A 23317-nucleotide genomic window follows, 5' to 3' on the forward strand; every position below is an offset into this window, starting at 1 on the left:
TACACCCTCACCCGCACCCGCAGGTTATCCGGCCCCCCCCCCCCCCCCCCCCCCCCCCCCCCCCCCCCCGGCTCAAGGGGTGTGGCCAGGGGGCGGGTTACGAGACGCTGCGGAGCGCGTCCGCCGGGCGCATCCGGGAGGCGCGCCAGCCGCCCATCGCGCCGGCGATCAGACCGCCGGTGATGGCCAGGCCCGCGGCGAGCGCGATGGTGGTCAACGAGACCGGCGCGGTGAGGGCGATGTCGATGGTGTTCTTGGCCGCGGAGGCCGCCTGCTGGCCGGGACCGCCGCCACCGGGGCCGCCGCCCATGCCGCCACCGCCGCCGGTGGAGCCGAGCTCCGCCGTCAGCTTCGGGCTGATCGCGGTGACGGTGTAGGCCGCGCCGAGACCCAGCGCGATACCGAGCACGCCGCCGAGCAGTCCGTTCACGATCGACTCGCCGACGACCTGCCGGGTGACCTTGCGGGACGGCCAGCCGAGTGCCTTCAGGGTGCCGAACTCGCGCACCCGGCGGGAGACGGCGGAGGAGGTGAGCAGCGCCGCGACCAGGAACGCGGCGATCAGGACCGCGATGGAGAGCCACTTGCCGACGCTCGTCGCGAGGTTCGAGGCGGTCGACAGCGAGCCGGAGACGGTGCTCGCGAGGTCGGCGGAGGTGGTGACGGTCGTGCCGGAGATGTTCTTCTGGATGGTCGCCTTGACCGTGGCGATCTGCTTCGAGTCGGTCGCCTTGACGTAGATCGTGGTGACCTTGTTCTTCGCGTCACCGAGTGTCTGGGCCTGCTTCAGCGGCAGGTAGACGTCGGTGGTCGACTCGCTGCTGTCGGGCGTCGCGATGCCGATGACCGTGTACTCGGTGCCGGAGATCTTGAAGGTCTTGCCGACCGTGTACTTGTTCTGCTTGGCGTACGACTTGCTGAGCACCGCGACCTTCGCGGACGTCTGCGCGGCCGTGAACGTCCTGCCCGTGGTGACCTTCGAGGTGGCCAGCGGACCGAGGTCCTGGTGGGTCACGTCGACGCCCGCGACGGAGTACGAGTTCACGTCGAAGGAGGCGCCGCCGCCCTGCACCTGTGGCGCACCGGTGCTGCCGCCGCCGTTCTGGCCGCCGGGTCCGCCCTGCTGGCCGGAGCTCGACGTCGTGGACTTCGCCTTGCCCTGGGTGAAGGAGCCGTTGACCTTGGTGACGTTCAGGCTCAGCGCGCCCACCGCGCTCGACACGCCCTTCTGCGCGGCGACCTCGGTGACGAGCGAGGACTTCAGGGACTGTCCGCCCTGGGTCATCACCCGGTCCGAGCTCTGTGTCTTGCTGCTGCTCGACTTGGCGTCGAAATCGAACTTCGGGCGGCCCGAGGAGCTGCCCGTCGGAGCCGTCCGGGCCTTGGTGACCGTCATGTCCGTGCCGAGCCCGTACAGCGACTTCAGGACCTTGCCCTGGGCCTGCTGCATGCCGGCCGACACCGAGTTGACGGTGATGACCAGCGCGATTCCGAGCGCCAGACCCAGGGCGATCACCAGCGCCGCCTTCTTGCGCCGGCTCAGCTCACGCTTGAGATAGATGCCAAACATCCCGTTCCTCAAAGGTTCTTGGCGCCCCAGTGGGCGCGGCCACAAGCTATGAAGGAACCTTTGAGCCGGGCTGAGTAAGAGATGTGTGAGGGCTGAGAATCCGGACCTCGGAATCAATATTGGGTCAGACAGCCTGTTCCCAGGCTTTCAAGGGCTCATTGCCAGGAAACACCTGTTGAGTGGCCTCGCGGCGGAGATCGGCGGGCCCGCCTCACGCGCGTCTCCCGGTGGGACGGCGGACGGTGCCGACGGGGCGGGCCCGCGCCCGCGCGCCCTGTTTTGCCGCCGCTTTGGAATCGGCGTTCCTTCTCTTTGACACCCCGCTGTCAACGCTCTCGAAGAGACTTTGTACGGTCCCGGGATGCGTGATTCTTCCGGGCTCTCCCGTCGTGCCGCTCTGGGCCTCGCCGCCGCCGTACCCCTCGCCGCCGCGACGGCCACGACCGCGTACGCCACGACGACGATCGGCGGCGCGAGACTGGCCCGCGCCGGGATCCAGGTGAGCGGCGGGCCAGGGCTGCCCAAGCGGCTCACCGCCCGCTCCTGGCTGGTCGCGGACCACACGAGCGGCGAGGTGCTCGCCTCGTACAACGCGCACCTGCGTCTCCCGCCCGCCTCCACCCTGAAGATGCTCTTCGCGGACGCCGTGCTGAAGAAGTTCGAGCGCGCCCAGACGTACAAGGTGGTCGACGCCGACCTCGCCGACGTCCCCTCGGGCTCCAGCATGGTCGGGGTGAAGCCCGGCATCACCTACACCGTCGAGCAGCTGTGGCAGGGCGTCTTCCTGCGCTCCGGCAACGACGCGGTGCACGTGCTCAGCCACATGAACGGCGGCATCGCGGCCACGGTCGCCGAGATGCAGGCCCTGGCGAAGGACCTGCAGGCCCTGGACACCCATGTGGTCAGCCCCGACGGCTTCGACCACCCTGGCCAGCTGTCGTCCGCGTACGACCTGACGCTCTTCGCCCGGCGCGGTCTCGCGGACGCCGACTTCCGCGGCTACTGCTCGACGAAGACCGCGGACTTCCCGGCCGGAGGCAAGAAGACCTTCCAGATCCAGAACACCGACCGCCTGCTGACGGGCGCGTGGGGCGTGCGGCCGTACGACGGCCTGATCGGCGTGAAGAACGGCTACACCAGCCACGCCGGCAACACCTTCACCGGCGCGGCGACCCGCGACGGACGGACCCTGCTCGTCACGGTGATGCACCCGAAGAGCGGCGGCAGCGGCGTCTACGAGGAGACGGCCCAGCTCCTCGACTGGGCATTCGGGAAGGGCGCGCACGCCGGGCCGGTCGGCACGCTCGTCGATCCGCTCAGCGCGGGCGGCGCGAGCGCGAAGCCCACGCGGAAGCCGGCTAAGGGCGCGGCGGGCGCTCCGGCCTCGGCCGAGGCTTCCACGTCGGACGGCGCGCCGTGGGGACTGGTCGGCGGGGCCGGGGCGGCGGTCGCGCTCCTGGCGGGCGGCGCGCTCGCGCTGCGCAACCGCGGACGCCGGTCCGCCGAGGAAGCCGCCGAGGAAGCCGCCGGGCAGCCGGCCGAGGCGAAGGGCCGCCGTCGGCGCCGATGACGGGGCTGTCGCTCCGCGGTCCGGTGCACACCTCGCGGTCCCGCGCGAGGTCCGCCCCCTCCCGGGCCGCGGAGCGACTGCCACCTCCCCCCTCGGTGTGGACCGTGGTCGTACCGAAGTCTCGTGCTCCAAGTGTGAAGCTCTGGTGGGGGAGATGCTGAGCATAAGCGCACCAACGGCTTATATGGTCCGGAGATTCAGCTTCCGTTTGTGTGGATCGGGTCGTTTACCCGTTCTTGGTGAACCACGGGCGCTTGCCCTACGTATGTATCAGCCGCGTCCGACGTAGGGCATGGCCGTGGCCAGTACCGTCGCGAACTGCACGTTCGCCTCCAGCGGCAGCTCGGCCATGTGCCGTACCGTGCGCGCCACGTCGGCCACATCCATCACGGGTTCGACCGCCAGTTCGCCGTTCGCCTGGAGCGTCCCGGTCCGCATCCGCTCGGTCATGTCGGTGGCCGCGTTCCCGATGTCGATCTGCCCACAGGCGATCCGGTACGGACGCCCGTCCAGGGACAGCGACTTGGTCAGGCCCGTCAGCGCGTGCTTGGTCGCGGTGTACGCGATCGACCGCGGGCGGGGTGTGTGCGCCGAGATCGAGCCGTTGTTGATGATCCGGCCGCCCTGCGGGTCCTGGTCCTTCATCCGCCGGTACGCCGCCTGCGCGCACAGGAACGCGCCGTTCAGATTGGTGTCGACGACGTGCCGCCAGGCCTCGTACGGCAGCTCTTCGAGCGGCACACCGCCGGGGCCGAACGTCCCGGCGTTGTTGAACAGCAGGTCGAGCCGCCCGAACCGGTCGTGCGCGGCGGTGAACAGGGCCGCCACCTCGTCGGGGCGCGACACATCCGTGCGTACGGCGATCGAGGGGCCCTCGGGCACGAGGGCCGCCGTCTCCTCCAGGGTCTCGGCCCGGCGTCCGGCGAGCGCCACCGACCAGCCGGTGCGCAGCAGTTCGGCGGCCACCGCGCGGCCGATGCCGGAGCCCGCCCCGGTCACCACCGCGATCTTCGTCTCCGGGGGGTGCGGGGGCTGCGGGGGATTCATGGCGTTCATGGGCCCGCAGCGTAGGGGAGGGGGACCGGCGGGTCCGGCATCCGGACGTGAAGGCCCGGCTCCGGACGTGAACTGTCCCTCGACCGGGGCCGGAAACAAGGGACTTGAGCCGGCCCGGCGTCCTACGCGTTCGCCTCGCCGGGGTAGCGGACGCCGATGCGGTCCCGGATCGTGTCGAGCGTGCGCATCACGGCGAGGGTGCCGTCGAGCGGGACGAGCGGGGACTCGGTCTCGCCGGCGCGCAGGGCCCGCATCACCTCGGCGGCCTCGTGCTTGAGGCTGTTGCGGGGACCCGACGCGGGGTCGGCGCGGAAGATCTCCGGCTCGCGGCCGTCGCGGTGCAGGACGAAGTGGTCCGGGAAGAAGAAACCGTCCGGGATGTCGATGCGGCCCGCGGAGCCGGTGACGGAGGCGGCGACGGGGGTGCCACCGTTGATGGAGCAGTGCACCGAAGCGAGAGCGCCGCTCTCCCAGGAGAGCAGTGCACCCGTCTGGAGATCGACGCCCTCGTCGGAGAGCACTGCTCTCGCAACGATGTCCGAGGGCTCCCCGAGCAGCAACTGCGCGAACGACACCGGATAGACGCCGAGATCGAGCAGCGCGCCGCCGCCCTGTGCCGGGTCCCGCAGCCGGTGCGAGGGCGGGAACGGCCCCGCGAGACCGAAGTCGGCCTGCACCGTGCGCACTTCACCGATCACGCCGTCGTCGACGAGCGCCTTCAGTCGCCCGACCAGCGGATTGCAGTACATCCACATGGCCTCCATCAGGAACCGGTCGTGCCGTCCGGCGAGCGCGACCAGTTCCCCGGCCTCCCGCGCGTTCAGTGTGAACGCCTTCTCGCACAGCACGTGGCGCCCCGCCTCCAGGCACATCCCGGCGGCCACCCGGTGCGCCGAGTGCGGAGTGGCGACGTACACGATGTCGACGTCCGCGTCCGCCGCGAGCGACGCCCAGTCCCCGTACGCCCGCGGGATTCCGAACCGTTCCGCGAACGCCTTCGCCGAGGCGTCCGTCCGGGAGGCGACGGCCACGACCTCGGCGTCCGGCATGTCCACCAGGTCCGCCGTGAACGCCGCGGCGATCCCGCCGGTCGCCAGAATCCCCCACCGCACGCGTTCGCGCTCGCCCGTCATGGTCCGCCCCTTGATCCGTGATCCCGAACACGCTGTTCGAACTGAGAGCATAGGGGGCGCATCTTCGGGAGAGGGGGGCACATGCCCGAGCGGGGCCGCATCGCGCGGGACCAGGAAGGCCCGCGAGGGCACATACCGAACGCGGAAGCCACCGACACCACGACGTCGGTCGCCGAGGCCGCCCGGCGGGCATCCGAACCGGCGCCCGGGGCCCTGCCGCGACCGGCACCGGGCTCCGTGCCGCTGCCGGCGTCCGGCTCTCCGTCACGGCCGGCGTCCGGCGCCGCGTCACGGCCGGCCACCCGTCCCGGTGCCCCGGGCCGTACCGGACTCCTCGTCACCCTCGTCCTCGGCGGGCTCACCGCCACACCCCCGCTCGCGATGGACATGTACCTCCCCTCGCTGCCGGAGGTCACCGGATCACTGCACGCGCCCGCCGCCACCGTGCAGCTCACGCTCACCGCGTGCCTCGCGGGCATGGCGCTCGGGCAGCTCGTCGTCGGGCCGATGAGCGACAGATGGGGCCGCAGACGCCCGTTGCTCGCCGGGCTCTCCGTCTACGTCGTCGCCACCGTGCTGTGCGCCCTCGCACCCGGCATCGGCCTGCTCGTCGCGTTCCGCCTCGTCCAGGGTCTCGCGGGCGCGGCCGGGATCGTGATCGCCCGCGCCGTCGTCCGCGACCTCTACGACGGCGTGGCGATGGCCCGCTTCTTCTCCACGCTCATGCTGATCTCCGGCGTCGCCCCGGTCGTCGCGCCGCTCATCGGCGGACAGATCCTGCGCGTCACCGACTGGCGGGGCGTGTTCGTGGTCCTCACCGCCGTCGGCCTCGTGCTGACGGCCGTCGTGTGGGCGAAGCTGCCCGAGACCCTCCGGCCGGAGGACCGGCACGGCGGCGGCGTCGGCGAGGCACTGCGCGCCATGCGCGGACTGCTCGCCGACCGCGCCTTCGCCGGGTACATGCTCGCGGGCGGCTTCACCTTCGCCGCCCTCTTCGCCTACATCTCGGCCTCCCCGTTCGTGATCCAGGAGCTTTACGGTGCCTCCCCGCAGACCTTCAGCCTGCTCTTCGGCGTGAACTCCGTCGGCCTGGTGATCGCCGGGCAGATCAACGGCAAGCTGCTCGTCGGCCGGGTCGCCCTCGAGAAGGTCCTCGCCGTCGGCCTCGCGCTCGTCGTCCTCGCCGCGACCGCGCTGCTCCTCATGTCCACCGGCGTCCTCGGCCCGGTCGGCCTCGCACCGGTGGCCGCCGCGCTCTTCGTGCTGATGTCCGCCATGGGCCTCGCCCTGCCCAACACCCAGGCGCTCGCCCTCATGCGCGTGCGGCACGCGGCCGGTTCCGCCTCCGCGCTGCTCGGCACCTCCTCCTTCCTCATCGGCGCGGTCGCCTCACCGCTCGTCGGCATCGCCGGGGAGCACACCGCCGTCCCGATGGCCGTCGTCCAACTGGCCGCGGCACTGGTAGCCGTCGCCTGCTTCGTGGGACTGTGCCGTCCCCGGCTGACGGGACGCACTGCGGACGGAAAGGCGGCGGAGAGCTGAGCGCGCCAAGACTGCGTTCCGGTACACCGGAACGGGCCGGACTCGACACCGCTGAACTGCGGCAGCTCGTCCAGGAGGTCCGCGCCCTCACCCGCGGCGCCGACCCCTGGGCGGCGGGCGTCGTCGTGGTCGCGGGGCGGGGCCCGGTCATCGCCGTCGAGGAGGCGGCGGGGTGGGCGGTGCGCTACGCGTCGTACGACGAGGAGAAGGGCACCGGGGTCGAACTGCCGCCGGGAGCGCGGGTGCCGGTCACCGTGCACACGCCCTTCGACCTGGCCTCCCTCACCAAGCTGTTCACGGCGGTCGCCGCGGTGCAGCAACTGGAGCGCGGCACGCTGGGCATCGAGGCGCGGGTCGGCGCGTATCTGCCGGAGTTCCGCGCGGCCCGCGAACACGGCATCACCGTACGGCAGTTGCTCACCCACACCTCCGGGCTGCGCCCCGAACTCCCGCTCTACGACTGCCCGGACGACGCGGCCCGGCTGGCGCTGCTGCGGGCGGAGGCCCCCTCGTCCGAACCGGGCGAGTACCGGTACTCCGACATCAACCTGATCCTCCTGCAGTACGTGCTGGAACGCATCACCGGCCGGGGGCTCGACGTCCTCGTCCGGGACGGCATCACCCGCCCGCTCGGGATGAACGCCACCACCTTCGGACCCTGCCCCGGCGCGGCGGCCACGGAGGACCAGCGGCGGTCGTGGGCCAAGGCGGACCGGGGCATGCTGCGGGGCGTGGTGCACGACGAGAACGCCTTCGCGCTCGGCGGGGTGGCCGGTCACGCGGGCCTCTTCTCCACCGGGCGCGACCTGGCCGTGTTCTGCCGCACCCTGCTCGCGGGCGGCTCGTACGGTCCCGCCCGCATTCTCGGCCCCGACTTCGTCGAACTCCTCCTCACCCCGCCCGGCCTCGGATTCGCCCTCGACCAGCCCTGGTTCATGGGCACCCTCGCGGGCCACGGCGCGGCCGGTCATACGGGGTTCACCGGTACGTCCCTGGTCCTCGACCCGGCGACGGACACGTTCCTGGTGCTGCTCGCCAACACGGTCCACCCCCGGCGCCGACCGGCGGACAACGCGCCCCGCGCGGCAGCGGCCACCCGGCTGCGACGGGCGGTGCGGGGCACCTGAGAGACGGCCTGCCCGGCTGGGGGCGGTGCGGGGCACCTGAGGGATCGCCTCGTGGGTACGGGCCGTGCGGGGTACCTGAGAGAATCGGGCCGTGAACGTCCCCGTACCCCCCGCCGACACCCTGCGCGGTGCCCTCGCCGGGCTCCTCGACGGTCTGCCGCCGAAGTCCGCCGCGCAGGCGGTCGAGCGGCTGATCGTGAACTACCGGGGGACCACCCCGACCCACGCCCCGATCCTGCGGGACCGCTCGGACGTGGCCGCGTACGCCGCGTACCGGATGCCCGCGACGTTCGAGGCGGTGTGCGCCTCGCTGGAGGCGTTCGCGGACGCGGTGCCCGGCTGGGCGCCGGGGAGCCATGTGGACGTCGGCGGCGGCACCGGCGCGGCCACCTGGGCGGTGAACGCGACCTGGGAGGGCACCCGCCCGGTGACCGTGCTCGACTGGGCCGAGCCCGCTCTCGCGCTCGGCCGGGAGATCGCCGCCGCCAACCCGGAACTGGAGGGCGTGACATGGCAGCGCTCTCGTATCGGAGCGGCGCTCACCATCGAGAGCACTGATCTCGTCACCGTCTCCTACGTTCTCGGTGAGCTGACCGACGCCGACCGTGTCTCGGTCGTGGACGCCGCCGCGAGCGCCGCCCAGGCCGTCGTGATCATCGAGCCCGGCACTCCCGACGGCTACACCCGGGTCCTCGCCGCCCGCGAGCGTCTGATCGGCGCCGGATTCCACATCGCCGCGCCCTGCCCGCACAGCGCGGCCTGCCCCATCGTCCCCGGCCAGGACTGGTGCCACTTCTCCGCGCGGGTCGCCCGTTCCTCCCTGCACCGCCAGGTCAAGGGCGGTTCCCTGCCCTACGAGGACGAGAAGTTCAGCTACGTCGCCGCGACCCGCTTCCCGCCCGCCCCGGCGCCCTCCCGCATCGTGCGCAAGCCGCAGATCCGCAAGGGACAGGTCCTGCTCGACCTGTGCGAGCCGGACGAGGCGCTGCGCCGGGAGACGGTGACCAAGCGCCACGGACCGCTGTACAAGGCGGCCCGCGACGCGGAGTGGGGCGACGCCTGGCCGCCGCCCGGGGGCACCCCCTAGGCCCCGGCCGGGCCCCGCAGCTCCTGGGTGCAGCACTTCACGCTTCCGCCGCCCTTGAGGAGCTCGCCGAGGTCGACTCCGACGGGGACGAAGCCGCGCTCCCTCAGCGGGTCGAACAGGCCCGTCGCCTCCTGCGGCAACAGCACGTGCAGACCGTCCGAGACCGCGTTGAGGCCCAGCGCGGCGGCGTCCTCCGCCTCGGCGGTCAGCGCGTCCGGGAACAGCCGGCGCAGGACCTCGCGGCTGCCCGGGGAGAACGCCGGCGGGTAGTACATGACGTCGTCCGTCGTGTCGTCCAGGACGGCCAGGGCCGTGTCGAGGTGGTAGTAGCGCGGGTCGGCCAGGTCCAGGCCGATCACCGGGCGGCCGAAGAACTCCTGCGCCTCCCCGTGCGAGAGAGGGCTCGCGCGAAAGCCGCGGCCCGCGAGCAGGTACGACCCCGTGACGACGAAGTCGCCCTCACCCTCGTTGATGTGCGCCGGTTCGCGGATCTGCCCGAAGCCGCGGGCACGGAACCACTCCAGGTGCGCCGCAGCCTCCGCCTCGCGCTGCGGGTACGCGAACCGGGCACCCAGCACCCTGCCGTCCACGACCGTCGCGCCGTTCGCCGCGAAGACCATGTCCGGCAGACCCGGCCGGGGGGTGAGTTCCTCGACCGAGTGGCCGAGGGAGCGGTAGCGGTCCCGCAGGTCCTCCCACTGGGCGAGGGCCAGCGGCACGTCGACCGGCTTGGCGGGGTCCATCCACGGATTGATCGCGTACGTGACGTCGAAGTGCACCGGTGGGCACATGAGGTAACGCCGGGGCGTGGCACGACGAAGAGGGTGCAAGGAGGACTCCTTACGCAACCGCAGGGGCAGTTGATGCTCATGGTGCGGTGCGTACGGCCCCGGGAGCGGGAGGCATGCGGGCCGTGTCCACCGGCCCTGGCCTTCGCCGGGGCCGGCGCCCATCGGCCCCGGCACCCATGAGCCCCGGCTTCCGCCGAGCGGGCCCAACAGGGCGAGATGGTTCGAGCCGGGCGGCAGCACCATCGGCGGCTGCGTGCGGCGCGGACCAGGGACGACGTACGCCGGGACGCCGACCCCCGGATCGTCCTGGAGCTGTTCGTGTCCCCGCTCGCCCAGTGCTGGCTCCAGCGCACGGCCCCGATCCCGTACGACTACACGGACACGCCCGTCGACTACGCCCCGCACGGTCTCGCGCCCCGCTGAGGGGTGAAGAAATCTCCTCACATCATGTAATAACACCTGATCAGGGCCTGGCGAACGCATCGCCCCACCTACCCCGGTTGTCGGCTCCGGCCACCCGGGGCGCAGGATGGTGGGACCATGGGGCAAGGACGAGTGCACTACGGCGAGGCGAGGGGATAGATGAGCGCAGAGTTCGGCCGCCGCTCCGGCACGCAGGGCAGGATCTCGAAGTGGCTGCGCGGACGCCGGCCCAAAGCCCCCGCGGAGACATCCGCCGACGGGCGTGAGGCCCTGCTGCTCGCCGCCGCGGCCGCGGGGCTGCCGCTCGCGCAGGCCGCGTACCCCTCCGGCTACCGCTGTTCCTGTGACCGCGTCGGCTGCCCCACCCCCGCGCGCCACCCCGTCTCCTTCGCCTGGCAGACACAGTCGACGACCGACCGAGCGCAGATCGAGCGCTGGGCCAGGCACCAGCCGAAGGCGAACTTCATCACCGCGACCGGCATGGTGCACGACGTGCTGGACGTGCCGCTGGACGCCGGGCGCGAGGCGCTGGAGCGGATACTGGCCTCCGACATCGAGGTCGGACCCGTCGCGGAGACCGGCGACGGACGCATGCTGTTCTTCACCCTCACCCGCGGTACGCCCGAGGACGAGGACGAGTGGTGGCCCTGCGAGCTGGACTGCCACCCCGAGACGATGGACGAGCACCCCGGCTTCCGCTGGCACTGCCGCGGTTCGTACGTCCTCGTGCCGCCGGCCCAGCTTCCCGGCGGTCTGAGCGTCGACTGGGTGCGCGGCCCCGAGCATCCGCTGCCGGACCCGCTCACCCTCCTGGAGATCCTGACCGACGAATGCGCCCGCTACGCCGGTGAGAACGGCGCGGACCAGCTCGCCGCCTGGCCCCACCGGGGCTGAGGACCCACCCGGCCGGCGGCCCGGGAGGGCCGCGCCGGGCTACTCGCCCTCGGCTCCCGTCAGACCCTCGATCCGTCCGAGGACGGACACCTGGCCCGCGCCGGAACCCTTCAGCGGGTCCAGGACGACCTGGTTGGAGACGAACTCCAGGGTGAGGGACTGCTTGATCTCGCCGGTCGTCAAGGCCCGCACGTCCGCGCCGGGAGAGGGGATCCCGATGCCCTCGGCGGCGGTCTCCTTCTCGTACCGGTGCGTGGCGAAGAACACCAGCGCCCCGCCGTCCGCGGTGCGCAGACCCACCGGCGCGTAGTCGCCCGAGGTCAGCGGCTGGTCGATGTACTGCCTGGCGAGGCCGGGCTTGCTGGCGAACTTCTCGCGCTGGGCCCGCCACTGCGAGGTGTGGACGCCCGCGGCGAAGGCGTCACCGCCTGCCTTCAGATAGGCCGCGTACGACCGGCCGAGCTTCTCCGGCTCGATCGCGAGCGCCGGGTCGTCGGCCGTGACCGGCTGTGCCCAGCCGCCGTTGTCCTTCGCGAACTTCGGCACGTCACCGGCCCCGAGGACCGTGAGATACGAGGCCTGCCACAGTTCGCCGGCGCTGCCCCGGGTGAAGACGAGCAGCCAACGGCTGCCCGGCGCGCCCTTGTTGGCCGTCGCGTTCGCCACGAACCAGCGCGGCCAGCCGGCCTTCGCGGGGATCGAGAACTCGGCGTCGCCGAACTCCAGCGCCGAATGCGCGGGATTCCCGGCCGGGTTGTTCGTACGCCCGGCCTTCAGCTTGGCGCCGTCGATGTCCGCGAGCGGACCGGCAACCCGGTCCGCGTCCTTGGAACGGTCGTACGTCGCGTCCGCCTTGTTGTAGGCGACGGTGAAGTCCCTGAGCGCGCGGGCGGCTTCGGCGCGGGTCGCCGCCGGCACGACCTCTCGTTCGCCGTGCACCACCACGCAGCCGCTCGCCGCCGACGACAGGACGGTCACCGTCGCCGCGGCCAGCGAGAAACGGCCCAAGGTGAAGCGGCCCAGCGCGAAACGGATGGGACTACGAGGCCTTCGTGGGCTGCGACCCGTGCGATCCCTGCTCATCAGGTGCCTTCACCTTCCCCTTCCCGGAGGCGAACCCTACCGGGGCGAGGAAGATCGTGAGGGTCGGGACCAAGTACAGCGCCCACACCGTGACCTGAAGGACGGTCGGGTCGGGCTGGAAGTTGAAGACGCCCTTCAGCAGGGTGCCGTACCAGCTCGACGGATCGATCGTGCCGCTGATGTCGAAAGCGAGGTTCGTCAGGCCGGGGATGAAGTCGGCCTCCTGGAGGTCGTGGACGCCGTACGCGAGCACGCCCGCGGCGACGACGACCAGCATGCCGCCGGTCCAGGTGAAGAACTTGGCGAGGTTGATCTTCAGCGCGCCACGGTAGAAGAGCCAGCCGAGCAGGACCGCGGTGGCCAGGCCCAGCGCCACGCCGATCAGCGGGCGGGGCGTGCCGTCACTGGCGGCGTGCACCGACGCCCACACGAACAGGGCCGTCTCCAGGCCCTCCCGGCCGACCGCCAGGAACGCCGTCGCGACCAGCGCGCCCGTTCCCATGGCGAGCGCCGCGTCCAGCTTGCCGTGCAGCTCGGACTTCAGGTGCCGGGCGGTGCGCCGCATCCAGAAGACCATCCACGTCACCAGACCCACGGCGAGGATCGACAGCGAACCGCCGAGCCCCTCCTGCGCCTGGAACGTCATCTCCTGGGAGCCGAATTCGAGGAGGCAGCCGAAGGCGAGCGCCACGGCGATGGCGACGCCGATGCCGATCCAGATCGGCTTCAGGGCGTCCCTGCGCTCCGTCTTCACCAGGTAGGCGATGAGGATGCAGACGACGAGGCTGGCTTCCAGTCCCTCGCGGAGACCGATCAGGTAGTTGCTGAACACGGCTATGCCTCCTTGGAGAACAGCGTCCGGCCCCACCAGTCGTCCTTGTCCCGGACGCCGGGCGGGACGGCGAAGACCGCCGAACTCACGTGCTGGATGTACTCGTTGAGCGCGTCGGAGCGCGACAGGCTGCGCTGCAGGGGGATGAACCCCTTGCGTACGTCCCGCTGGTAGGCGAGGAAGAACAGGCCCGCTTCGAGCCGGCCGAGACCGTCCGTGCCGTCCGTGAAGGAGTAGCCGCGGCGCAGGATCGTCACCCCGTGGTTGGCGTCGGGGTGCGCGAGCCGGACGTGCGCGTCGGGCTTCATCGCCTTCAGGAACGGCTTGTCGTGCTCCTTGGCCTTGCCGGCGGGAGCGCCCTCGCCCTTGTCGCGGCCGAAGACGTCCTCCTGCTCCTGGAGCGAAGTACGGTCCCACGTCTCGATGTTCATCCGGATGCGCCGGGCGACGAGGTAGGAACCGCCGCTCATCCAGGACGAGTTCGTGCCGCCGTCCTTCCCGTCGGCCCACACGAACCTGTCCAGCCGCGCGGTCTCGGTGCCCGCGATGTTGCGGGTGCCGTCCTTGAAGCCCATCAGGTTGCGCGGGGTCTGCGCGTCCGGGGTCGTCGACGACGTCTTGCCGAAGCCGAGCTGCGACCAGCGGATGGCGACCTTGCCGAAGCCGATACGGGCCAGGTTGCGGATGGCGTGCACCGCCACCTGCGGGTCGTCCGCGCAGGCCTGGACGCACAGGTCGCCGTTGCTGCGGGCCTTGTCCAGGTTGTCGCCCGAGAACTCGGGCAGGTCGACGAGTGCCTCCGGCCGCCGGTCCGCGAGACCGAACTTCTCGAACAGCGACGGACCGAAGCCGATCGTCAGCGTCAGCCGCGAGGGCTTGAGGCCCAGGGCCTCGCCGGTGTCGTCCGGCGGGGCCTCGGCCAGACCGCCGTACGCGCCCTCACCGACCGTGTGTCCGGCGGTCATCCGGGCGGCGGCCCGCGTCCAGTCCTTGAGGAGCTGGACGAACTCGGCGCGGTCGTCCGTCTTCACGTCGAACGCGGCGAAGTGCAGCCGGTCCTGGACCGGAGTGGCGATGCCCGCCTGGTGTGCGCCGTGGAAGGCGACAGCGGCTCCGGTGTCGGCGGCGGCCGGGTCGACGTCGTTGCCGGCCCGGGTCATCGCGACGGCGCCGCCGGCCGCGGCGGCCCCGAGCGCGAGCCCGGCACCGCCCCAGCCGATCAGTGAACGCCGGGTCGGCGCGGAGCCGTTGCCGGTGGACCCGGTGGCCTGCGCGGCGCCGGTGCCCTCAGCACTGCCCGCGCCGGCCTGGGTGTCCGTGCTGTCCGTGCCGTTCATGCTGTCCGGGTTGTCCGTCATGGCGTTGCTCCTACTTCACGACGGCGGCGGCGAGCTTGGAAAGGGGCTCGGCGAGCGCGTTGACCGCGTCCGAGAGCTCCTTGCGGTCGGCCTTGCCGACCTTGTCGTACGACACGAAGCCGTCCGAGGTCTTGTCCGTCCGGTACTTGTCGAGCAGCTTGTTCAGCGCGGCGAACTGCTTGTCGAGCTCCGTCGTCAGCGCCGCGTCGTTCTCCGCGGCGACCGGCTTGAGCAGCTCGTACGCCTTCTGCGCGCCGTCGACGTTGCCCTTGAAGTCGCTGAGGTCGGTGTGCGAGTAGCGGTCCTCCTCGCCGGTGACCTTGCCGGTGGCGACCTCGTCGAGCAGTTCCTTGGCTCCGTTGGCCATGGACGTCGGGGTGATCTCGGCCTTGCCGACGCGCTTCTGCCAGTCGGTCAGGTCGGTGACGAGCTGGTCGGCGAGGGCCTTCTGCTCAGCGCCGATCTTCTTGTCCTGCCAGAGGGCCTTCTCCAGCGCGTGCCAGCCGGTCCACTTCTGGCCCTTCTCCAGGCCGTCGGCGCGGGTGTCGGTCTTGGGGTCGATGTCACCGAACGACTCGGCGATCGGCTCGGTGCTCTCCCAGCCGACGCGCGAGGGGGCGTAGGCCTTCTTGGCGGCTTCGAGGTCGCCGGCCTTGATGGCGTCGGTGAACGTCTTCACCTTCGGGATCGTGGCGTCGGCCTCGTCCTGTGCCCACGCGCGGTAGTCGGCGACGGCCTTGTCCAGGCGCGGGTCGCGCTTGGCGACCTTGCCGCCGGTCACGGTGAGCTTCTGGCGGACGCCGTGGCCCTTCATCCCCGGGCGGCAGGCGATCTCGTACGAACCGGCCTTCACCTCGGCGGTCAGCGTGTACTTGGTGCCGGGGCCGATGTTCTCCTTCTCGGAGACGATCCGGTCGTCGGGGAAGACGATCTCGACCTCGGTGGCCTGGGAGCCCTTGTTCTCGATCTTCAGCGTCACCTGGCCGGACGGCACGGTCTTGGTCGAGGTGTCGCACGTGGAGTCCGCGGCCGTGACCTGAATCGCGTCGCCGTTCTTCGCGTCGCTCTTCTGGGTGCAACCCGTGACGGCGGCCAGAGCGGCCACGGTGGCGGCAGCGGTGACAACGGAGAGTCGGACGGCTCGCATTCAGGCTCCAAGAGAAGTCGGACAAGCCGCACGGCGGGGCCCGTTCGGCATGGTGAGGCTGGCCTAACTTATCTGAGGCTTGCCTCACTGATACCCACCCGTGCGGTGATTCAGCTCTCACGGATCCCGTACAGGAACGGCTTGATCACGGTGACTCAAAACGAGTGCCATGAAAAGGTCAAGGGGGAGTCAAGGGTCCCGTTTCGGGGTGATGAGCGCGGCGCCGGTCCCGGGGCGCGGGAACACCTCGACCGGCTGCCGGTGGGCGTCGGCCGGCGGCCCGCTGGTGAAGACCTCCGCCGCCGGTCGTGGGCCGCGGCGCGACCGGCGCACAGAATCGCGACCCGGTGCGCGTAGGCCGCCGCCAGGTCCGGATCGGGCGACACCACGACCACCGCGTCACCGGCGTGCGCCCTTTCCCGGCACACCCGCGGCACCAACTCCTGGTGCCGCGGGTCGAGTGCGGCCGGGGGAGGGCGGTCCGGTCCTGTAGGTCACCGATCGCGCCGATGGTGTTTGAATGCCGGAGTGACTGACTACGACGTGCTGCGGGTCTTCTGCGGACCAGGCGGCGGGTATGGCAATGAGCTCGGTGTCGTGCGCGAGGGCTCGGTGATGCCGGACCGTGCGGAGCGGCAGGAGTTCGCCGCGAAGCTCGGCTTCAGCGAGACCGTGTTCGTCGACGACCCCGAACGCGGGGTCATCGACATCTACACCCCGACGCTGCGGCTGCCGTTCGCGGGGCACCCGTGCGTCGGGGTGGGCTGGCTGCTCGACGTGCCCGAACTGGTCACACCCGCCGGTGTGGTGGGGGTCCGGCTGGACGGCGAGTTCAGCTGGATCGAGGCACGGGCCGAGTGGGCGCCGCCGCGGACGCTGCGGCGGTACGGGTCCGCGGCCGAGGTCGACGCGCTGGCCGTGCCGCCGTCGGGTGAGTGGATCTACGCCTGGGCCTGGCAGGACGAGGCCGGCGGCCGGGTACGGGCGCGTGCGTTCCCCGGCCGGAACGACGGCATCGAGGAGGACGAGGCCACCGGGGCGGCGGCGCTGCTGCTGACCCAGGAACTCGGCCGGGCTCTCAACATCACCCAGGGAGTCGGCTCCCAGATCCTCACGGCCCCCCAGCCGAACGACTGGGTCGAAGTGGGCGGCCGGGTCCACCTGGAACGCTGAAGCGGAGCCGGTCGGGGCCGGCCCCGCGCCCCTCAGGGCAGGCTTCGCATCGAACGCCGGGTCAGCGCCCTTCAGGGACGCGGGGAACTGCGCGACGAGCCCCCCACCGGCCCGCAGGTGCACGGACCGGGCTGGTCCCTCCCCGGGGAATTGGGGGGACACGGTCCCCGGAGCACTCCGGCGGCTGGGACCCGGTGCTGACCCCGCGCCCGGGGTGAGCCGTCACGCGGTCAGCGGGAACTCCTCGCCGAGAGCCCTGAACACCCCGGTGTTCAGGGCGAACGCCCGCTTGCACTCCGCCACGATCCGCTGCTTCTCCAGGTCGTCGGCCATGATCCCGTCCAGCAGTCCGCGATAACTCCGTTTGAACGCGGCCGGGTTGGCGATGTCCTCGAAGACGTAGAAGCGGACGCCGTCGCCCTTGCGGCCGAACCCCCAGGTCAGCTCCGCCTTCCCGCGGATGATCTGGCCGCCGGAGAGGTCGCCCAGGTATCGCGTGTAGTGGTGGGCGACATAGCCTCCCGGCCACTCGCGGGCGCACCGCGTGACCCGGTCCGCGTACGCGCGGGTCGCGGGCAGCGCGGTGAGCGTGCCGCGCCAGTCGGGGCCCCGGAGATGGGCGAGGTCGCGTTCCAGGGCGGTACGGCGCGGCAGCTCGGGCCGCAGGAAGGGCCCGGCCACCGGATCGGCGGCCAGCTCCTCGGTCCGTGCCTCCAACGCCTCGTACACGAACCACAGTTGCTCGGTGTAGCGCGCGTACGCCTCGATGCCGAGCCGACCGCCGAGCAGGTCGCTCATGAACGTCGAGGTCTCCGCCTCGGCGTGCTGCTCGTGCGACGCGGTGCGGATGAGCGTCGAGAAGGGTGTGCCCGCCGGGCACGCGGTGTCCGGCGTGCTCGTCGAGACCGACGTGTCCGACGCGTTCATGGGGCCTCCGGAGCCGATGGGTCTTCCCGGCATCCTGTCGGTAAAACCGTACCCCGATTCCCGGCCGCGTCCACATGACAGAGCCCGCCCTTTGGACAGGGCGGGCTCAGGAGGTCCGGAAGGCTCGGAGGGTTCGGAGAGTTAGGAGGGCTCGGGGACTGCGGACGGCTACGGGAGGGTGAGGATCTCCGCGCCGCTCCCGGTGACGACGAGGGTGTGCTCGAACTGCGCCGTGCGCTTGCGGTCCTTCGTCACGACGGTCCACCCGTCGTCCCACATGTCGTACTCGTGCGTGCCGAGCGTGAGCATGGGCTCGATGGTGAAGGTCATCCCGGGCTGGATGACGGTGGTCGCGTGCGGGTTGTCGTAGTGCGGGACGATCAGCCCGGAGTGGAACGACGAGTTGATCCCGTGCCCGGTGAAGTCCCGGACGACCCCGTACCCGAAACGCTTCGCGTACGACTCGATGACGCGCCCGATGATGTTGATCTGGCGCCCCGGCCTGACCGCCTTGATCGCGCGGTCGAGGGACTCCCGGGTCCGCTCCACGAGGAGCCGCGACTCCTCGTCGACGGCGCCGACCAGGTAGGTCGCGTTGTTGTCGCCGTGCACGCCGCCGATGTACGCGGTCACGTCGAGGTTGATGATGTCGCCGTCGCGCAGGACCGTGGAGTCGGGGATGCCGTGGCAGATGACCTCGTTGACCGAGGTGCACAGCGACTTGGGGAAGCCGCGGTAGCCGAGGGTCGACGGGTAGGCGCCGTGGTCGCACATGTACGCGTGCGCCACCCGGTCCAGCTCATCCGTGGTCACGCCCGGCGCGATGAGCTTCGCGGCCTCGGCCATCGCCTGCGCGGCGATCCGCCCGGCGGTCCGCATCGCCTCGATCGTCTCGGGCGTCTGCACCTCCGGTCCGGTGTACGGCGTGGGGGCGGGCTTCCCCACGTACTCGGGACGCCTGATGTTTCCCGGCACGGGACGGGTGGGAGAAAGCTCCCCTGGTACGAGCAGCGACTGGCCAGACATGGCAGCGAGTCTAACCAGCGGCCATGGGGGAACATGGCCTAGGCGAAAGGAGCTGGTGATGGCCCTGTTCAAGAAGCGGACGGTCGGCAAGCCCGGTGAGTGGTACTACTGCCTGGAGCACAAGAAGGTCGAGGAGGGCCCCGAGTGCCCGGCCAAGGACCGCTTCGGCCCGTACGCCACCCGCGAGGAGGCCGAACACGCGATGCAGAACGCGCAGGAGCGGAACCTCCAGTGGGAGACGGACCCGAAGTGGCACGACGCGTCGGGCACGGCACCGGGCACCGAGGACGACTGAGGCACAGGACCCAGGGGCCGGCCGTGGCGCCGGGCGCCGAGGGGGCCGAGACGGGTCCACCCGCTGGTGAAGCGGGTAGGCCCAGCCCAGCCCGGCGTACGCCACGACCACGCCCGCCGGCTCCGGCCACCGACGGTGGAGGCGGCCCCGCTCCCCAGGCGGGACGGTCTCGCTCCGGATACCACCGGCGGGAGGCTCCGGGCCCGGTTTCCGCAAGCGGGGGCTGACCGCCCGGGTTCCGCCGCCGGGCCGCTGCCGGTCCGCGCCACCGGCGAGCGCCCGGCGGTCCGGTGTCCGCCGACCGGAGGTTTCCCCTGCTACCACCGGTACGACGGTGGGGCCGTCAGTTGGTCCGCGATGCGGGACAGGCGGTCGCGGAAGCGGTGGCGGCCCCGGGGGGAGGGCAGCGCGTTCTCCCCGGCCGCCGCGCTGACCAGATGCTGCACGGTGTCGAGGTCGAGCTCGGGATCCGGCGGCACCGCGAGCGACTCGTGGGCCAGCGCCGGCAGCTCGCCGTCCCCCCGGGACAGGGCCAGTACCGTCGCCCCGGCCCGCCGGGCGTCGTGCACCCGCTCCAGCAGAGCGGCCCCGGGAGCGTCCGGCGCCACCACGAGCAGCGTCTCTCCGCGCCGGGCCGCCTCGATCCGCCCGAGCCCCACCGCCAGGTGAGCCGGATCCGACTCCCGCGCCCCGTGCCGCACCAGGGTCGGCGACAGCTCCGGCGTCCCCGACCAGGCCGCCTCGTCCACCAGGTGCGCCGCGAGGTGCCAGGGCTCGTACTCCTCCGAACCGACCAGCAGCAGCCCGCCGCCGTACGACACCACGGACCCCCGCAGCGTCCCCCCGAACCGCCGTGTCGCCCCCAGCCATTCGGTCCCGGCAAGCACTTCGCGCAGCAACGCGACCCGTACGGCATCCATGGCCGCATCCTGCCGCAACCAGCCACTCGTGACCCGGAGTTCACCACGAATTCGCCCAAGTTGGGCAGAAGTCCACACCACCGACCCCAACAGCGACCGCAGCAGGGAGCCCGGCCATGACACAGTCGAGCGCAGAGCCCAGCACCGGCACGGAGACAGGCACGGACACGGGCACGGGTACGGGCACGGGTACGGGCACGAGCGCCGGGGTGAGTGTTCCCTTCCGGGCCGGGCGTGAGGGTTACGCCAGCTTCCGGATCCCCGCCGTCGTCGCCACCCGGACCGGCACACTGCTGGCCTTCTGCGAGGGCAGGGTCGGCTCCGCGAACGACCACGGCCACATCGACATCGTGCTCAAGCGGTCCGCGGACGGCGGCCGGACCTGGGGCCCGCTCCAGGTCGTCGCGAACAACGGGGTCAACCTCGCCGGCAACCCCGCGCCCGTCACCCTCGACATCGGCCGCGTCCTGCTCGTACACGTCCGCAGCGCGGCGACCGCGTCCGAGGACGCGCTGCTGCGCGGCAAGGTGAAGGCGGCCGACGGGCGGCGCGTGTGGACGCAGCACAGCGACGACGACGGGCTCACCTGGTCGGCTCCCAAGGAGATCACCGCACAGGTGAAGAAGGCGGGCTGGCGGTGGTACGCCACCACGCCGGGGCACGCCCTCCAGCTCGGCTCCGGCCGGGTGGTCGTCCCCGGCAACCACACGCTGCCGCCCAGCGGCACGGACAACGGCACCGAGGCGAAGTACAACAGCGGCCACTGTCTGCTCAGCGACGACCGCGGCGCGACCTGGTACCTCGGCTACGTGGACGAGAACACCAACGGCTACGTCAACGCCAACGAGACCACCGCCGCCGAACTCCTCGACGGACGCGTCTACTTCAACACCCGCAACGACTCCCCGTCGCCCGGCAACCGCGCCGACGCCCACTCCCTCGACGGCGGCAGAACCCTCGTCAAGCCCTTCCGCCCGCAGGCCGGTCTGGTCACCCCCGTCGTCCAGGGCAGCCTGCTCCAGCTCCGCGACCCCGACCTGCTCCTGTACTCCGGGCCCGCGGACCCGGAGTTCCGCGCCCTGATGACGGTCCGTGCCTCGGCCGACGGCGGTACCACCTGGCGGCCGGTGCACACGGTGGACGGGCTGCCCGCCGCGTACTCCGATCTCGTCCGCGTCGACACCACGACCGTCGGACTCCTCTACGAGACGGGCGACTTCGGCGCGTACGAGACGATCACCTTCCGGCGCGTTCCGGTGACCGCGCTCGGGTGACCGTACTCACCCGGCGGGCTCGGCCACCTGAGGCGCGTGGCCGCGACCCGCGCACGTAAAGTCGGTCCATGACCTCTACTGACAGTGCACAGAAGGCCCCCGCCAAGGACCCCTGGGACCTGCCCGACGTGTCGGGACTCGTCGTCGGCGTGCTCGGTGGCACCGGTCCGCAGGGCAAGGGCCTCGCCTACCGCCTCGCCAGGGCGGGACAGAAGGTGATCATCGGCTCGCGCGCAGCGGACCGCGCGCGGAGCGCGGCCGAGGAGCTCGGCAACGGTGTGGAGGGAGCCGACAACGCGGAGACCGCGCGGCGCAGCGACATCGTGATCGTCGCCGTGCCGTGGGAGGGCCACGGCAAGACCCTCGAATCGCTGCGTGAGGAACTGGCCGGGAAGCTGGTCGTCGACTGCGTCAACCCGCTCGGCTTCGACAAGCAGGGCGCGTACGCGCTGAAGCCGGAGGAGGGCAGCGCCGCCGAACAGGCCGCCGCCCTGCTGCCGGGCTCGCGCGTCACCGCGGCCTTCCACCACCTCTCCGCCGTGCTGCTCGCGGACCCGGAGATCGAGGAGATCGACACCGACGTGATGGTCCTCGGCGAGGAGCGGGCCGACGTCGAGATCGTCCAGGCCCTCGCGGGCCGCATCCCCGGTATGCGGGGCGTGTTCTCCGGCCGGCTGCGCAACGCCCATCAGGTCGAGGCCCTGGTCGCCAACCTGATCTCGGTGAACCGCCGCTACAAGGCACACGCGGGCCTGCGGGTGACGGACGTATAGGTCGCGTGGGGGACACTGGTCGAAAGCAGTGTCCCCCCGACAGGAGCCGACCCCATGCCCCGCCTCGCTCTCTACGCCCTCGCCGTCTGTGTCCTCTCCGTGGCCGCGGCCGTCGTCTCGTTCGTCCAGGGCAGCTTGCTGGGCATCGTGTGGGTGCTGGTGGCGGGCCTGTCGTCGAACATGACCTGGTACTACGCGCGGCGGGGCAGGGCGTAGCGGCCGGCCGACCGGGGCGTCACGGCCGGACTGGGTGTCGGGCCGGTCAGGAAGCCAGGCCGGTCAGGACTTCAGGCAGATGTCGTTGTTCGCCTGCCAGAAGCGGTAGAGCCACTGTCCGCAGTCGGCTTCGCCCGTACCGATGCCCAGGCCCCGCAGGATGGCGTCGATCATGTCGAAGAACTCCCGGTTCACCGACGGGATCCACAGGATCGCGAACACGGCGAGCAGACCGAACGGCGCGAACGGCTCCACCTGGCGCTTGACGCCGTACGACAGCCAGGGCTCGATCACGCCGTAGCCGTCCAGGCCCGGGACCGGCAGGAAGTTCAGGATCGCGGCCGTGACCTGGAGCAGCGCGAGGAACGCCAGCGCGTAGCGGAAGGCCGCCGGGACGCCGTCCAGGGCGTGCAGCCAGAACGGCGCCGTGCACACGACGGCGAACAGGACGTTCGTCAGCGGGCCCGCCGCCGAGATCAGGCTGTGCTTCCAGCGGCCCTGGATGCGGTTCCGCTCGATGAAGACGGCGCCGCCGGGGAGCCCGATCCCGCCCATGATCACGAAGAGCACCGGCAGCACGATGCTCAGCAGGGCATGTGTATAGGCGAGAGGGTTGAGGCTCAGGTAGCCCTTCGCGCCGACGGAGATGTCTCCGCTGTGTAGCGCCGTGCGGGCGTGCGCGTACTCGTGCAGGCAAAGGGAGACGATCCAGGCCGCTGTCACGAACAGGAAGACGGCCACACCGGGCTGCTCGGCGAAACCGGTCCAGGTGGCCCAGCCCGTCACCGCCATGACGGCCACGATCCCGACGAAGACGGGGCTGATCCTCCGGTCGCTGCTGCGGGTCGCGGCGGTGGTCATGGTGCTCCCTGGACTGGCTGGGCTGATACCTGTGTGCTCGGGCCTGCCCGACCGTACCGGGCTCACGCCGAAAACGTCTCGCCAACGGCCATTGGTTCCGGGGAGGGTGGGGGGATGCGGCGAAGGAGGGAGTCCGGCGCGGACCGGCGGCGACGGCAGGTACGGTCCGTACGATCCACCTGGTGCGTGCACCAGGACTTCACGAAGGCCGCCCCCGGCTCGCGTACCTGGGAACCGGC

22 protein-coding genes and 2 pseudogenes are annotated in these 23317 nt (G+C 71.6%); 11 read left to right on the top strand and 13 right to left on the bottom strand.

Annotated features, from left to right (window positions below; all coding sequences use genetic code 11):
- Nucleotides 1-97 precede the first annotated feature (97 nt).
- Complete coding sequence (locus ACZ6KY_RS00005; protein ID WP_469308004.1) at nt 98-1570, bottom strand: ABC transporter permease; 1473 nt, start codon at nt 1568-1570, stop codon at nt 98-100.
- Between the two features lie 361 nt (nt 1571-1931).
- Here ACZ6KY_RS00005 and ACZ6KY_RS00010 point away from each other — a divergent pair, with 361 nt between their 5' ends.
- Nucleotides 1932-3140: a D-alanyl-D-alanine carboxypeptidase family protein gene (locus ACZ6KY_RS00010; protein WP_469308005.1), complete on the top strand. Its 1209-nt coding sequence runs from the start codon at nt 1932-1934 to the stop codon at nt 3138-3140.
- A 270-nt stretch (nt 3141-3410) separates the two neighbouring features.
- Here the strand turns inward: ACZ6KY_RS00010 and ACZ6KY_RS00015 are convergent, their stop codons facing one another.
- Nucleotides 3411-4196: an SDR family oxidoreductase gene (locus ACZ6KY_RS00015; protein WP_469308006.1), complete on the bottom strand. Its 786-nt coding sequence runs from the start codon at nt 4194-4196 to the stop codon at nt 3411-3413.
- A gap of 122 nt (nt 4197-4318) precedes the next feature.
- Nucleotides 4319-5329, bottom strand: coding sequence for a Gfo/Idh/MocA family protein (locus ACZ6KY_RS00020; RefSeq protein ID WP_469308007.1), 1011 nt, complete (start codon nt 5327-5329; stop codon nt 4319-4321).
- 81 nt (nt 5330-5410) lie between these two features.
- Here ACZ6KY_RS00020 and ACZ6KY_RS00025 point away from each other — a divergent pair, with 81 nt between their 5' ends.
- The 3 genes from ACZ6KY_RS00025 (at nt 5411) to ACZ6KY_RS00035 (ending at nt 9085) form a co-directional block, all read left to right on the top strand.
- Nucleotides 5411-6871, top strand: a complete 1461-nt coding sequence (locus ACZ6KY_RS00025; RefSeq protein ID WP_469308008.1) for a multidrug effflux MFS transporter — start codon at nt 5411-5413, stop codon at nt 6869-6871.
- Entirely contained in the window at nt 6817-7998 is a 1182-nt protein-coding gene (locus ACZ6KY_RS00030) for a serine hydrolase domain-containing protein (RefSeq protein WP_469308009.1), read from the top strand. The genes ACZ6KY_RS00025 and ACZ6KY_RS00030 overlap by 55 nt, the downstream gene beginning before the upstream one ends.
- Before the next feature lie 91 nt (nt 7999-8089).
- A complete protein-coding gene (locus ACZ6KY_RS00035) occupies nt 8090-9085 on the top strand; it encodes a small ribosomal subunit Rsm22 family protein (RefSeq protein ID WP_469308010.1) in 996 nt (331 codons plus the stop codon).
- Here ACZ6KY_RS00035 and ddaH read toward each other — a convergent pair.
- Nucleotides 9082-9915, bottom strand: coding sequence for a dimethylargininase (ddaH, locus tag ACZ6KY_RS00040; protein WP_469308011.1), 834 nt, complete (start codon nt 9913-9915; stop codon nt 9082-9084). The genes ACZ6KY_RS00035 and ddaH overlap by 4 nt on opposite strands.
- A 207-nt stretch (nt 9916-10122) precedes the next feature.
- Between ddaH and ACZ6KY_RS00045 the strand changes: the two are divergent.
- Nucleotides 10123-10299, top strand: a pseudogene (locus ACZ6KY_RS00045) (TetR family transcriptional regulator); the annotation flags it as partial.
- Nucleotides 10300-10458: 159 nt separating this feature from the next.
- Nucleotides 10459-11193, top strand: a complete 735-nt coding sequence (locus ACZ6KY_RS00050; protein ID WP_469308012.1) for a bifunctional DNA primase/polymerase — start codon at nt 10459-10461, stop codon at nt 11191-11193.
- Nucleotides 11194-11232: 39 nt separating this feature from the next.
- Here ACZ6KY_RS00050 and ACZ6KY_RS00055 read toward each other — a convergent pair whose 3' ends face one another.
- From ACZ6KY_RS00055 to ACZ6KY_RS00075, 5 genes and pseudogenes are all read right to left on the bottom strand, one after another.
- Nucleotides 11233-12276 (bottom strand): SCO2278 family lipoprotein, encoded by a 1044-nt coding sequence (locus ACZ6KY_RS00055; RefSeq protein ID WP_469308013.1) that lies wholly within the window; start codon nt 12274-12276, stop codon nt 11233-11235.
- The gene (gene efeU, locus ACZ6KY_RS00060) at nt 12233-13108 is read right to left on the bottom strand and encodes an iron uptake transporter permease EfeU (protein ID WP_469308014.1); all 876 of its coding nucleotides are present in this window, start codon (nt 13106-13108) and stop codon (nt 12233-12235) included. Before efeU ends, ACZ6KY_RS00055 begins: the two co-directional genes overlap by 44 nt.
- A 2-nt stretch (nt 13109-13110) precedes the next feature.
- Nucleotides 13111-14466 carry an iron uptake transporter deferrochelatase/peroxidase subunit gene (gene efeB, locus ACZ6KY_RS00065; protein ID WP_469308015.1) on the bottom strand — a complete coding sequence of 452 codons (1356 nt, stop codon included), beginning with the start codon at nt 14464-14466 and terminating at the stop codon, nt 13111-13113.
- A 10-nt stretch (nt 14467-14476) separates the two neighbouring features.
- The gene (efeO, locus tag ACZ6KY_RS00070; RefSeq protein WP_469308016.1) at nt 14477-15613 is read right to left on the bottom strand and encodes an iron uptake system protein EfeO; all 1137 of its coding nucleotides are present in this window, start codon (nt 15611-15613) and stop codon (nt 14477-14479) included.
- Nucleotides 15614-15802: 189 nt separating this feature from the next.
- Nucleotides 15803-16086: pseudogene (locus tag ACZ6KY_RS00075) on the bottom strand (hemin ABC transporter ATP-binding protein); the annotation flags it as partial.
- Between the two features lie 55 nt (nt 16087-16141).
- Between ACZ6KY_RS00075 and ACZ6KY_RS00080 the strand changes: the two are divergent.
- Nucleotides 16142-16786, top strand: coding sequence for a PhzF family phenazine biosynthesis protein (locus ACZ6KY_RS00080; protein ID WP_469308017.1), 645 nt, complete (start codon nt 16142-16144; stop codon nt 16784-16786).
- Between the two features lie 222 nt (nt 16787-17008).
- On the opposite strand, the gene ACZ6KY_RS00085 is transcribed toward ACZ6KY_RS00080, so the two are convergent.
- Nucleotides 17009-17713, bottom strand: coding sequence for a biliverdin-producing heme oxygenase (locus ACZ6KY_RS00085; RefSeq protein WP_469308018.1), 705 nt, complete (start codon nt 17711-17713; stop codon nt 17009-17011).
- A 168-nt stretch (nt 17714-17881) separates the two neighbouring features.
- The gene (gene map, locus ACZ6KY_RS00090; RefSeq protein ID WP_469308019.1) at nt 17882-18739 is read right to left on the bottom strand and encodes a type I methionyl aminopeptidase; all 858 of its coding nucleotides are present in this window, start codon (nt 18737-18739) and stop codon (nt 17882-17884) included.
- Between the two features lie 58 nt (nt 18740-18797).
- Here map and ACZ6KY_RS00095 point away from each other — a divergent pair, with 58 nt between their 5' ends.
- Entirely contained in the window at nt 18798-19034 is a 237-nt protein-coding gene (locus ACZ6KY_RS00095; RefSeq protein WP_469308020.1) for a hypothetical protein, read from the top strand.
- A 317-nt stretch (nt 19035-19351) separates the two neighbouring features.
- Here the strand turns inward: ACZ6KY_RS00095 and ACZ6KY_RS00100 are convergent, their stop codons facing one another.
- Nucleotides 19352-19954, bottom strand: coding sequence for a hypothetical protein (locus ACZ6KY_RS00100; RefSeq protein ID WP_355845114.1), 603 nt, complete (start codon nt 19952-19954; stop codon nt 19352-19354).
- Nucleotides 19955-20070: 116 nt separating this feature from the next.
- On the opposite strand from ACZ6KY_RS00100, the gene ACZ6KY_RS00105 reads away from it, so the two are divergent.
- From ACZ6KY_RS00105 to ACZ6KY_RS00115, 3 genes are all read left to right on the top strand, one after another.
- A complete protein-coding gene (locus tag ACZ6KY_RS00105; RefSeq protein ID WP_469308021.1) occupies nt 20071-21228 on the top strand; it encodes a sialidase family protein in 1158 nt (385 codons plus the stop codon).
- 68 nt (nt 21229-21296) lie between these two features.
- Nucleotides 21297-22001, top strand: a complete 705-nt coding sequence (gene npdG, locus ACZ6KY_RS00110) for an NADPH-dependent F420 reductase (protein ID WP_469308022.1) — start codon at nt 21297-21299, stop codon at nt 21999-22001.
- 54 nt (nt 22002-22055) lie between these two features.
- The gene (locus ACZ6KY_RS00115) at nt 22056-22217 is read left to right on the top strand and encodes a hypothetical protein (RefSeq protein WP_469308023.1); all 162 of its coding nucleotides are present in this window, start codon (nt 22056-22058) and stop codon (nt 22215-22217) included.
- Nucleotides 22218-22280: 63 nt separating this feature from the next.
- Here ACZ6KY_RS00115 and ACZ6KY_RS00120 read toward each other — a convergent pair whose 3' ends face one another.
- Nucleotides 22281-23078 (bottom strand): site-2 protease family protein, encoded by a 798-nt coding sequence (locus ACZ6KY_RS00120; RefSeq protein WP_469308024.1) that lies wholly within the window; start codon nt 23076-23078, stop codon nt 22281-22283.
- Nucleotides 23079-23317 lie beyond the last annotated feature (239 nt).

The organism is Streptomyces sp. NPDC042002, assembly GCF_055588305.1.

Excerpts from the sequence above, each read along its gene's own strand:
- ACZ6KY_RS00005 (WP_469308004.1), bottom strand. The coding sequence starts at position 1,570 with ATGTTTGGCATCTATCTCAAGCGTGAGCTGAGCCGGCGCAAGAAGGCG.
- ACZ6KY_RS00010 (WP_469308005.1), top strand. The coding sequence starts at position 1,932 with ATGCGTGATTCTTCCGGGCTCTCCCGTCGTGCCGCTCTGGGCCTCGCC.
- ACZ6KY_RS00015 (WP_469308006.1), bottom strand. The coding sequence starts at position 4,196 with ATGAACGCCATGAATCCCCCGCAGCCCCCGCACCCCCCGGAGACGAAG.
- ACZ6KY_RS00020 (WP_469308007.1), bottom strand. The coding sequence starts at position 5,329 with ATGACGGGCGAGCGCGAACGCGTGCGGTGGGGGATTCTGGCGACCGGC.
- ACZ6KY_RS00025 (WP_469308008.1), top strand. The coding sequence starts at position 5,411 with ATGCCCGAGCGGGGCCGCATCGCGCGGGACCAGGAAGGCCCGCGAGGG.
- ACZ6KY_RS00050 (WP_469308012.1), top strand. The coding sequence starts at position 10,459 with ATGAGCGCAGAGTTCGGCCGCCGCTCCGGCACGCAGGGCAGGATCTCG.
- ACZ6KY_RS00055 (WP_469308013.1), bottom strand. The coding sequence starts at position 12,276 with ATGAGCAGGGATCGCACGGGTCGCAGCCCACGAAGGCCTCGTAGTCCC.
- efeB (WP_469308015.1), bottom strand. The coding sequence starts at position 14,466 with ATGACGGACAACCCGGACAGCATGAACGGCACGGACAGCACGGACACC.
- efeO (WP_469308016.1), bottom strand. The coding sequence starts at position 15,613 with ATGCGAGCCGTCCGACTCTCCGTTGTCACCGCTGCCGCCACCGTGGCC.
- ACZ6KY_RS00085 (WP_469308018.1), bottom strand. The coding sequence starts at position 17,713 with ATGAACGCGTCGGACACGTCGGTCTCGACGAGCACGCCGGACACCGCG.
- map (WP_469308019.1), bottom strand. The coding sequence starts at position 18,739 with ATGTCTGGCCAGTCGCTGCTCGTACCAGGGGAGCTTTCTCCCACCCGT.
- ACZ6KY_RS00095 (WP_469308020.1), top strand. The coding sequence starts at position 18,798 with ATGGCCCTGTTCAAGAAGCGGACGGTCGGCAAGCCCGGTGAGTGGTAC.
- ACZ6KY_RS00100 (WP_355845114.1), bottom strand. The coding sequence starts at position 19,954 with ATGGATGCCGTACGGGTCGCGTTGCTGCGCGAAGTGCTTGCCGGGACC.
- ACZ6KY_RS00105 (WP_469308021.1), top strand. The coding sequence starts at position 20,071 with ATGACACAGTCGAGCGCAGAGCCCAGCACCGGCACGGAGACAGGCACG.
- npdG (WP_469308022.1), top strand. The coding sequence starts at position 21,297 with ATGACCTCTACTGACAGTGCACAGAAGGCCCCCGCCAAGGACCCCTGG.
- ACZ6KY_RS00115 (WP_469308023.1), top strand. The coding sequence starts at position 22,056 with ATGCCCCGCCTCGCTCTCTACGCCCTCGCCGTCTGTGTCCTCTCCGTG.
- ACZ6KY_RS00120 (WP_469308024.1), bottom strand. The coding sequence starts at position 23,078 with ATGACCACCGCCGCGACCCGCAGCAGCGACCGGAGGATCAGCCCCGTC.